Genomic DNA, 10328 nt, shown 5'->3' with positions numbered 1-10328 from the left:
CTCCCGGACGCCCTCGGCCCCTCCCCGCCCCGCCCAAACCGGACCGGGGCCCTCGCGCATGGGACCATGGGGGGAGACGTCATATACCCGAGTCCCGCCTACCCGCGTTCACTGAATGGACCCTGCGTGCCCGCGACCCCTACGAACGTGCCGGAGCCGAGCCGTACCGATCCGGCCCTCCTCCGTAACTTCTGCATCATCGCGCACATCGACCACGGCAAGTCGACGCTCGCCGACCGGATGCTCCAGCTCACCGGTGTCGTCGACCAGCGGCAGATGCGCGCGCAGTACCTCGACCGCATGGACATCGAGCGCGAGCGCGGCATCACGATCAAGTCCCAAGCGGTCAGGCTGCCCTGGGACCCCTCCGAGGGGGAAGAGGCGAGTGGCACGACCCACATCCTCAACATGATCGACACCCCGGGCCACGTCGACTTCACCTATGAGGTGTCCCGCTCGCTCGCCGCGTGCGAGGGCTGCATCCTCCTTGTCGACGCCGCTCAGGGCATCGAGGCCCAGACGCTCGCCAACCTCTACCTGGCGATGGAGCACGACCTCACGATCATCCCCGTCCTCAACAAGATCGACCTGCCGGCCGCGCAGCCCGAGAAGTTCGCCGCCGAGCTGGCCAATCTGGTCGGCTGCGACCCCGAGGACGTGCTGAGGGTCTCCGCCAAGACCGGCGTCGGCGTGCCCGAGCTGCTGGACAAGGTCGTCCGTGAGGTGCCGGCCCCGGTCGGCGTCAAGGACGCCCCGGCCCGCGCGATGATCTTCGACTCGGTCTACGACGCCTACCGCGGTGTCGTGACGTACGTGAAGGTCGTCGACGGCACGCTCGGCAAGCGCGAGCGCATCAAGATGATGTCCACCGGCGCCGCGCACGAGCTGCTGGAGATCGGCACCAACTCGCCTGAGATGAAGCCCGCCGACGGCCTGTCCGTCGGTGAGGTCGGCTATCTGATCACCGGTGTGAAGGACGTCCGGCAGTCCAAGGTGGGTGACACGATCACCCAGCTCACCAAGGGGGCCGAGGAGGCGCTGGGCGGCTACAAGGACCCCAAGCCGATGGTGTTCTCGGGGCTGTATCCGCTGGACGGCTCGGACTACCCCGAGCTGCGCGACGCGCTGGACAAGCTCCTGCTCAACGACGCCGCGCTGGTCTACGAACCGGAGACCTCCGCGGCCCTCGGCTTCGGCTTCCGCGTCGGCTTCCTGGGCCTGCTGCACCTGGAGGTCATCCGCGAGCGCCTGGAGCGCGAGTTCGGCCTCGATCTGATCGCCACCGCCCCCAACGTGGTCTACCGCGTGGACATGGAGGACGGCGCCGAGCACGAGGTCACCAACCCGAGCGAGTTCCCGACGGGCAAGATCGACAAGGTGCACGAGCCGGTCGTCCGGGCCACGATCCTGGCGCCCAGCGAGTTCATCGGCGCGATCATGGAGCTGTGCCAGAACCGCCGCGGCAACCTCCTCGGCATGGACTACCTCTCCGAGGACCGGGTCGAGATCCGCTACACCCTCCCGCTCGCCGAGGTGGTCTTCGACTTCTTCGACCAGCTCAAGTCCAAGACCCGTGGCTACGCCTCGCTGGACTACGAGCCCACCGGCGAGCAGGTCGCCGACCTGGTGAAGGTCGACATCCTGCTGCACGGCGACAAGGTCGACGCGTTCTCCGCGATCTGCCACAAGGACAAGGCCTACGCCTACGGTGTCCGGCTGGTCGCCAAGCTGCGCGAGCTGATCCCGCGGCAGAGCTTCGAGGTGCCGATCCAGGCCGCCATCGGCAGCCGGGTCATCGCCCGTGAGACGGTCCGCGCCATCCGCAAGGACGTCCTCGCCAAGTGCTACGGCGGTGACATCTCCCGTAAGCGGAAGCTGCTGGAGAAGCAGAAGGAAGGCAAGAAGCGGATGAAGATGGTCGGCAGCGTGGAGGTCCCGCAGGAGGCCTTCATCGCGGTGCTGTCCTCGGACTCCGACGGCGACGCGAAGGCGAAGAAGTAAGAAGAAGCAAGAAGAAGCCAGAAGAAGCAAGGCGTGGCGCACGGTCGGCAGCGGCTGCGTGCGGCAGTGCGACAGGGCGTCGGTCTCCTCGGGGGCCGGCGCCCTGCCGTCATGGCAGCCGCACGACGGAAGGAACCCCGGGAGGAATCCCGGAGGGAATGTGGAAGGGATGTGGAGCCCGCTGCCGGGGCGGTGTGATCCGTTCTGCCAGGTGGGCGCGGTGCGGGGTCCGGTGCCACGCACTATCGGGCATTGCGGGTGCTACGTACACCTATCGCACCGGTCACATCGTGAACGAGTCGTCCACAGCCCCTTACGCGGGGGCGCCTCGCGCTCTACTCTGATCTCTGCTCAAGGTTACTCGCGAGTCACCAGCAACGAAGCGGGCCCCGGAGGACGCCGTGACGGACACCCACACGCTGATCGAAAACCGGCCGCCGTCGGTGGCACACCTCTTCCTGGAGCGGGTCGCGGCCACGCCCGATATCGAGGCCTATCGCTATCCCGTCCCGCCGGCGTCGGGACAGGGGCCGGACGACTGGAAGGCGATCAGCTGGGCCCAGGCAGCTGACCGCGTCTACGCCGTCGCCGCCGGGCTCATCGCCCTGGGGGTGCGGCCCGAGGAGCGGGTGGCGCTGGCCGCCGGCACCCGCGTCGAATGGATCCTCGCCGACCTCGGTGTGCTGTGCTCCGGCGCCGCCACCACCACGGTCTACCCCAGCACCAACGCCGAGGAGACCGCCTACATCCTGTCCGACTCCGACAGCCGGGTGCTGATCGCGGAGGACGCCGGACAGCTCGCCAAGGCCCGCGAGCGGCGTGCCGAGCTGCCCGAGCTGGCGCATGTCATCGTCATCGACGACACCGGCGTCCAGCCCTCGGCCGAGGACCCCGAGGACTGGGTGCTCACCCTCGCCGAGCTGGAGAAGCGCGGCACCGCCCATCTGGAGAGCAACCCGGAGTGCGTCAAGGAGCGGGTCGCCGCGCTGCGCGCCGACCAGTTGGCGACGCTGATCTACACCTCCGGCACCACCGGCCGCCCCAAGGGCGTGCGGCTGCCGCACGACTGCTGGTCGTACATGGCCCGCGCGATCCAGGCGACCGGGCTGGTCGCCGAGGAGGATGTGCAGTACCTCTGGCTGCCGCTGGCGCACGTCTTCGGCAAGGTGCTGACCGCCGGCCAGATCGCCACCGGCCAGGTGATCGCCGTGGACGGCCGGGTCGACAAGATCATCGAGAATCTGCCGGTGGTCCGTCCCACGTACATGGCGGCCGTCCCGCGGATCTTCGAGAAGGTCTACAACGGTGTGGCGGCCAAGGCCCGGGCGGGCGGCGGCGCCAAGTACAAGATCTTCCAGTGGGCGGCCGAGGTGGCCCGCGAGTACGCCAAGGTCTCGCAGGACAACTTCCGCCGCACCGGTAACGCCTCGGTGCCCTTCGCCCTCGGCGCCAAGCACAAGATCGCCGATGCGCTCGTCTACGCCAAGCTGCGCGAGGCGTTCGGCGGCCGGCTGCGCGCCGCGGTCTCCGGCTCGGCCGCGCTCGCCCCGGAGATCGGCTACTTCTTCTCCGGCGCCGGCATCCACATCCTGGAGGGCTACGGCCTGACGGAGTCCAGCGCCGCCAGCTTCGTCAACCCCGGCGAGGCCTACCGCACCGGCACGGTCGGCAAGCCGCTGCCCGGCACCGAGGTGCGGATCGCCGAGGACGGCGAGATCCTGCTGCGCGGCCCGGGCATCATGCAGGGCTACCACGGCCTGCCGGACAAGACCGCCGAGGTCCTGGAGGAGGACGGCTGGTTCCACACCGGCGACATCGGCGAGCTCTCCCCGGACGGCTATCTGCGGATCACCGACCGCAAGAAGGACCTGATCAAGACCTCGGGCGGGAAGTACATCGCACCGGCCGAGGTGGAGGGCCAGTTCAAGGCGGTCTGCCCGTTCGTCTCCAATGTCCTGGTGCACGGCGCCAACCGGAATTTCTGCACCGCGCTGATCGCCCTCGACGAGCCGACGATCATGACCTGGGCCGCGGAACACGGTCTGGCCGGCAAGAGCTATGCCGAGGTCGTCGCCACCGACCAGGCCCGCGAGCTGATCGACGGCTATGTCGAGCGGGTCAACGAAGGGCTCCAGCGCTGGCAGCAGATCCGCAAGTTCCGGCTGCTCCCGCGCGACCTGGACATCGAGCACGGTGAGGTGACCCCCAGCCTCAAGATCAAGCGGCCGGTGGTGGAGCGGGCGTTCAAGGACCTGCTCGACGAGATGTACGCCGGGTCGCGCGAGGCGTAGCCCGCGGTGCGGCGGTACGGGCCGGCCGGGCCCCGTCCCGTACCGCCGCACCCGTATGGGTGAAGCCGGCCGTGGCGGGAACCGCGGTCCCCGCTGCCCTCGTCCAGATGGGTTTCCGGGCGCCGCTGCGCGCGTCGGCCAACTCCCTCGGTGCGTCAGCCGAATTGGACGCCACGACCACCCAGTTGTGTGACTCAGTGCTTATGACTGCGCTCGTTCTGTCACTCTGTTGTTGGCGCATCCGGCGCTGTAGCGGAGCTGCTCGGGAGTTGCTCAATGAGGACGACAACTTCGTCTCCACGGGACGACGACGTCACGGCGGCGCGCACGACGATGACCGGCCAGCCCGGCGGCGGCCCGGCAACCCGTTCCCTGCGGGCCACCCTGCCCGGTGATCCACGGGCCGCTGCCGCCGCCCGGCGGCTGGTCCGGTCCGCCCTCGCCGACTGGGCCGGCCAGGAGTTTCCCGGTGCGCAGCGGCTGACCAGCCGGCTCGCGGACGAGGCGGAGCTGCTGGTCAGCGAGCTGGTGACCAACGCGGTGGTGCATGCGGGCACCACCGTCGAGCTGCGCTGCCGACTGGACCCGCAGGGCGCGCAGTGGCCGGGCCCGGAGCCGTTCGGGGGCCGCCACGGCGAGCCGTACGCGGCGCCGTACACGGAAGCCGCCCCCGGAGCGGGCCTCGACGGCGCTCCCGGTCCCGGCATCCTCATCGAGGTCTCCGACCACCACCCCACCCAGCCGATCCGCGCCCGCCTCGACAGCGCCGCCTCCGAAACCGGCGGCCACGGCCTCCAGTTGATCAGCGCGGTCGCCGAATCCTGGGGCATCACCTACCGCCGCGCCATGAAGACCGTATGGTTCCGGCTGCCCATGGGGGCCGCGGACGACGCCGGGCGGCTGGAGCCGGAGCTCGCCTTCGACGACCGGCTGTTGCAGCGTGAGCTGCGGGCGGCGGAGCTCCTCGCCCCGGCGCCGCGCCGCGCCGTCCGCCCGGAGCACGATTCCGGCCGGGTCGACAACGGCGCCCTCTCCTTCCTCGCCGAGGCCTCCGACCTGCTCTCCGGCCAGCTCGACGCGGACCAGGTCGCCGCCCTCGCGGCCCAGTTGATCGTGCCGCGGCTGGCCGAATGGTGTGCCGTGTGGCTCTACGACGGCGACGGCGGGGCGCCCGGCCGGGGCATCGCGCCGGCCGGCGAGGAGCAGCGGCTCGCCGGTGTCTGGCACACCAGCGAGTGCCGTATCGACCCGCTGCGTGCGGCGCTGGAGAAGCAGCCGCCGGATCTTGCGGGCAGCGACCCGTCCGGCAGCGCACCCGTCCCGGTCCGCTGGCCCTGGACGCACGGAGCGGGGGACGACGACGGGCCCGGCGCCGTGCTGGCCTGCCCCCTGGTCGCCGGCGGCCGGCGGCTGGGCACCCTGCTGCTCGGCCGGGGCGGACTGCCGGTCTTCCCCGACGCGGTGGTCGCACTGATCGAGGACCTGGGCCGCCGGGTCGCCCGCGCCGTCGCCACCGCCCGCGCCTACAGCCGTCAGGAGCGCATCAGCCAGGTCCTGCAGCGCCGGCTGCTGCCCTGCGGGCGGGCGCAGGTGCCCGGTGTGGAGTCGGCGGTGGTCTACGAGCCGCGGGAGGGCGCCTGGGCGGGCGGCGACTTCTGGGACCTCTTCGACGCCGGGGACGGCCGCTGGTGCTTCGCCCTCGGCGATGTCTGCGGCAGCGGCCCCGAGGCGGCCGCGGTGACCGGGCTGGCCCGGCCGGTGCTGCGGCTGCTGGCCCGCGACGGCTTCGGGGTCGCGGCGGTGCTCGACCGGCTCAACAAGACCATGGCGCGGGAGGCCGCGGACTCGGTCGCGGCGGTCGCGGCCGCGGTGGCGGCGGCCGGTGCCGGGGCCGAGGCGCCCGTCGAGATCCGCGTGGAGGGCGAACAGGCCCGCTTCCTGTCCCTGCTCTACGGAGAGATCGTCCCCTACCCCGGCGACTCCCGTGGCTCCCGCGGCGCCCGCTGCACCCTCGCCAGCGCCGGCCATCCGCTGCCGCTGGTGCTGGGCACGGACGGCGCGGTCCGCTGTGTCGCGGCGCCGCAGATGCTGCTCGGGGTGGTCGAGGACGCGTCGTACGTGAGCGAATCGTTCGACCTCCGCCCCGGCGAGACCCTGCTGTGTGTCACCGACGGGGTGACCGAGCGGCGCTCCGGCCGGCGGCTCTTCGACGACGAGGACGGCCTGGCCACCGCCCTCGCGGCCGGCGCGGGCCTGGACGCCACCGCCCTCGCCGAGCACCTCCGCAGCACCGTCCATGCCTTCGGCCCGACCCCGCCCGACGACGACCTGGCCCTGCTGGTGCTCCAGGCGGCGGGGGGCGGGGCCCCGTAACCGGGGAGACGGAGCCTGGAGCCGGGGAGACGGAGCCGGCCGCGGCATGACGGACAATGGATGTCATGCCTTCCGCACTGCCTGATGGTGAGCCCATGCCCGAGGACGGGGCGCTGCCCGGTCATGCGCTGGCGGGGGCGGCCGGGCGGCCCCTCGGCTTCTACCTGCACGTGCCGTACTGCGCGACCCGCTGCGGTTACTGCGACTTCAACACCTACACCGCGAGCGAGCTGCGCGGCTCCGGCGGCGCCCTGGCCTCCCGGGACAACTACGCCGACACCGTCGTGGACGAGATCCGGCTGGCCCGCAAGGTGCTGGGCGACGACCCGCGCCCGGTCGAGACGGTCTTCGTCGGCGGCGGCACCCCGACCCTGCTGCCGGCCGCCGACCTCGCCCGGATGCTGGCCGCGATCCACGAGGAATTCGGCCTGGCGCCCGGCGCCGAGATCACCACCGAGGCCAACCCGGAGTCCGTCGACCCCCGCTACCTCGCAGAACTGCGCGCGGGCGGCTTCAACCGCGTCTCCTTCGGCATGCAGAGCGCCCGGCAGCACGTCCTCAAGATCCTCGACCGTACGCACACCCCCGGGCGTCCCGAAGCCTGCGTCGCCGAGGCCCGCGCCGCCGGGTTCGAGCACGTCAACCTCGACCTGATCTACGGCACGCCGGGCGAGACCGACGACGACTGGCGGGCGTCCCTCGACGCCGCCCTCGGCGCCGGCCCCGACCACGTCTCCGCCTACGCCCTGATCGTCGAGGAGGGCACCCAGCTGGCCCGCCGGATCCGCCGCGGCGAGGTCCCGATGACCGACGACGACGTCCACGCCGACCGCTACCTCCTCGCGGAAGAGGCCCTGACCGCCGCCGGGTTCCGCTGGTACGAGGTCTCCAACTGGGCCACCACCGACGCCGCCCGCTGCCGCCACAACGAGCTGTACTGGACCGGCGCCGACTGGTGGGGCGCGGGCCCGGGCGCCCACAGCCACGTCGGCGGCGTCCGCTGGTGGAACGTGAAGCACCCCGGCGCATACGCCCAGGCCCTGAGCGAGGGCCGCTCCCCGGGCGCGGGCCGCGAACTGCTCGCCGACGAGGACCGCCGCGTCGAACGCATCCTGCTGGAGCTGCGCCTGGCGGCCGGCTGCCCGCTGGACCTGCTGGCACCCGCGGGGTCGCGGGCGGCGGAACGGGCACTGGCGGATGGGCTGCTGGAGGCGGGGCCGTACGGGGAGGGCCGGGCCGTGCTGACACTCCGGGGGCGGCTGCTGGCTGACGCGGTGGTGCGGGATCTGGTGGACTGAGGGCGCGAAGTCCTCGAACGAGTGAACCGATGCGAGGGGCCTGCGGCCCCGCCTAGGCTGTTCCTAGCCTGTGCCGTATACACGGCGACGGGAAACGGAGGCCATGGAGATGACCGCTGTGGATGAACGCCGGATGACGGAGCTCTTCGAGAATCTTGAGGTTCCCGAGGGCGTCACCATTGAGCTCCTCCGGGGGGAAATCGTGATGATGGCGGGGCCGGATCTGGTCCATAACCGGATCGTTAGGTCTGTGGCGCTGCAGCTTCCCAGCGATCGCTGGGAATGGCTGATGACCCAGGACATCGACATCCTGAGTGAGCAAAGCGAACCGGTGCCCGATCTCGTGGTGCTGGGAAGCGATGCCGGACCGGAGTCCGGGCGGCTGCTGCCGTCCGAAGTGGTCACGATGCTCGTCGAGGTCGTCTCCAAGAACAGCGTCGACCGTGATTACGGAATCAAGCGCTCGATCTACGCCGCGGGCAAGGTGCCCGCGTACCTGATCATCGATCCCATCGTGGCCCACTGCGTCCTGCTCACCGAACCTGTCGGCGGTGGCGACGAGGCCGACTACACGGTGCAGCGGATCACCAAATTCGGCGACCCCGTGCCGCTGGACCTTCTCGGCTTCGAACTGGACACCAGCGAGTTCAAGACGCTGCCCGGGGTCAGGCCGCACCGCCGGCCGTAACGAAGTCGATCAGCTCCTCCACCCTCCCCAGCAGCGCCGGTTCGAGGTCCTTGTAAGACCGCACGCACGACAGAATCCGCTGCCACGCCGCCCCCGTGTTCTCCGGCCAGCCCAGCGCCCGGCACACCCCCGTCTTCCAGTCCTGCCCGTGAGGGACGGACGGCCAGGCCGGGATGCCGACGGACGACGGCTTCACCGCCTCCCACACATCGATGTACGGGTGGCCGACGACCAGCGCATGGGCGCCGGTGACCTCGGCCGCGATCCGTGACTCCTTGGAGCCGGGAACGAGGTGGTCCACGAGCACGCCCAGCCGCGCGTCGGGGCCGGGGGAGAAGCTGCGGACGATCGCCGGGAGATCGTCGATGCCCTCCAGGTACTCCACGACGACGCCCTCGATGCGCAGGTCGTCGCCCCACACCCGCTCGACCAGTTCGGCGTCGTGCCGGCCCTCCACATAAATGCGCCCGGCGCGCGCGACCCGGGCCCGTGCGCCGGGGACGGCGAGTGAGCCGGACGCCGTACGCGCCGGAGCGCTCGGCGCCGGGCGGCCCTGGGGGCGTACGAGGGTGACGACCTTGCCCTCCAGGAGGAAGCCGCGCGGGGTCATCGGAAAGACACGGTGCTTGCCGAAGCGGTCCTCCAGAGTGACCGTCGGGCCCTCGGCCGTCTTCTCGCAGCGGATCACCGCGCCGCAGAATCCCGTGGTCACCTCCTCGACGACCAGATCGGGGTCGGCCGGTACCTCGGGGGCCGGCCGCTGCTTCTTCCAGGGCGGGGTCAGGTCGGGGCTGTAGCGCTTGCTCTGCATGGGGCCTGTTCTGTTCGCAGGAGAGGGGCGGGAAGCCGGGAAGCCGGGCAGCCGGGCAGACGGGCAGACGGGCAGGGGTCAGGGAGCGGGGGCGACGCCGAAGCGGGCCGCCAGCGCGTCCCGTTGGGCGTGGACGAAGGCGGCGTCCACCACGGCGCCATGGCCGGGGACGTAGACCGCGTCCTCGCCGCCGAGGGCCAGCAGCCGGTCCAGCGCGCCGGGCCACTGCTGCGGCAGCGCGTCCGGGCCCGCCTGGGGCTCACCGGACTCCTCGACCAGATCGCCGCAGAAGACGATCTCGGGGGCGCCCTGCCGGCCCGGGACCAGGACCGCGAGATCGTGGGCGGTGTGCCCGGGGCCGACGTTGGCGAGCAGCACCTGACGGTCGCCGAGTTCGACGGTCAGCTGGCCGTGGACGTGGTGGTGCGGGGCGACCAGCAGATCGGCGGCCTCCGCGGCGGCGTCCCGGTCGACGCCGTGCCGTACCGCGTCGTGCCGCAGCGCGTCCTTGCCGCGCCGCAGGAGGTCGCCGAGGCCGGCCGCGCCGAACACCTCGACGCCCGCGAAGGCGGCGGTGCCCAGCACATGATCGAAATGGGGGTGGGTGAGCGCGACATGCGTCACGTCCCGGCCCAGCACGCCGCGGATCGTCCGGCGCAGCTCCGCGCCGTCGCGAAGGGTCGCACCGGTGTCGACGATCATGACGCCGGTGGTCCCCGCGATCACCCCGATCGTCTCGTCCCACCCCGGCATCCGGCGCCTGGCGACACCGTCACCAAGCTGTTCCCAGCCGGCCTCTTCCCAAGCAGTGTGCATACCGAGACGCTAGCGCCCTCGCGATAGCGTTGCCCGGCAGATCGCCCGAA

General features: G+C 71.6%; 7 protein-coding genes. 5 read left to right on the top strand and 2 right to left on the bottom strand.

What is annotated here, in order from left to right; all coding sequences use genetic code 11:
* Positions 1-126: 126 nt before the first annotated feature.
* From lepA to EST54_RS24115, 5 genes are all read left to right on the top strand, one after another.
* Positions 127-2001 carry a translation elongation factor 4 gene (gene lepA / locus EST54_RS24135; RefSeq protein WP_129249823.1) on the top strand — a complete coding sequence of 625 codons (1875 nt, stop codon included), beginning with the start codon at positions 127-129 and terminating at the stop codon, positions 1999-2001.
* 401 nt (positions 2002-2402) lie between these two features.
* The gene (locus EST54_RS24130; RefSeq protein WP_129249822.1) at positions 2403-4292 is read left to right on the top strand and encodes an AMP-dependent synthetase/ligase; all 1890 of its coding nucleotides are present in this window, start codon (positions 2403-2405) and stop codon (positions 4290-4292) included.
* Between the two features lie 276 nt (positions 4293-4568).
* Positions 4569-6665, top strand: a complete 2097-nt coding sequence (locus tag EST54_RS24125) for a SpoIIE family protein phosphatase (protein ID WP_372448096.1) — start codon at positions 4569-4571, stop codon at positions 6663-6665.
* A 65-nt stretch (positions 6666-6730) separates the two neighbouring features.
* The gene (hemW, locus tag EST54_RS24120; protein WP_129249821.1) at positions 6731-7963 is read left to right on the top strand and encodes a radical SAM family heme chaperone HemW; all 1233 of its coding nucleotides are present in this window, start codon (positions 6731-6733) and stop codon (positions 7961-7963) included.
* Between the two features lie 109 nt (positions 7964-8072).
* A complete protein-coding gene (locus EST54_RS24115; RefSeq protein WP_372448103.1) occupies positions 8073-8651 on the top strand; it encodes a Uma2 family endonuclease in 579 nt (192 codons plus the stop codon).
* Here the strand turns inward: EST54_RS24115 and EST54_RS24110 are convergent.
* Both EST54_RS24110 and EST54_RS24105 read right to left on the bottom strand, forming a co-directional pair.
* Positions 8629-9462, bottom strand: a complete 834-nt coding sequence (locus EST54_RS24110; protein WP_129249819.1) for a DUF3097 domain-containing protein — start codon at positions 9460-9462, stop codon at positions 8629-8631. The two genes, EST54_RS24115 and EST54_RS24110, sit on opposite strands and share 23 nt — an antisense overlap.
* 78 nt (positions 9463-9540) lie before the next feature.
* Positions 9541-10278 (bottom strand): MBL fold metallo-hydrolase, encoded by a 738-nt coding sequence (locus EST54_RS24105; protein WP_129249818.1) that lies wholly within the window; start codon positions 10276-10278, stop codon positions 9541-9543.
* Positions 10279-10328 lie beyond the last annotated feature (50 nt).

This window comes from Streptomyces sioyaensis (genome assembly GCF_004122735.1).
Classification (GTDB): Bacteria; Actinomycetota; Actinomycetes; order Streptomycetales; family Streptomycetaceae; genus Streptomyces; species Streptomyces sioyaensis.
This window is presented reverse-complemented; position numbering and strand designations above follow the sequence as displayed.

Coding starts and splice junctions, on each gene's coding strand:
- hemW (WP_129249821.1), top strand. CDS start 6,731: ATGCCTTCCGCACTGCCTGATGGTGAGCCCATGCCCGAGGACGGGGCG.
- EST54_RS24105 (WP_129249818.1), bottom strand. CDS start 10,278: ATGCACACTGCTTGGGAAGAGGCCGGCTGGGAACAGCTTGGTGACGGT.
- EST54_RS24115 (WP_372448103.1), top strand. CDS start 8,073: ATGACCGCTGTGGATGAACGCCGGATGACGGAGCTCTTCGAGAATCTT.
- EST54_RS24110 (WP_129249819.1), bottom strand. CDS start 9,462: ATGCAGAGCAAGCGCTACAGCCCCGACCTGACCCCGCCCTGGAAGAAG.
- EST54_RS24125 (WP_372448096.1), top strand. CDS start 4,569: ATGAGGACGACAACTTCGTCTCCACGGGACGACGACGTCACGGCGGCG.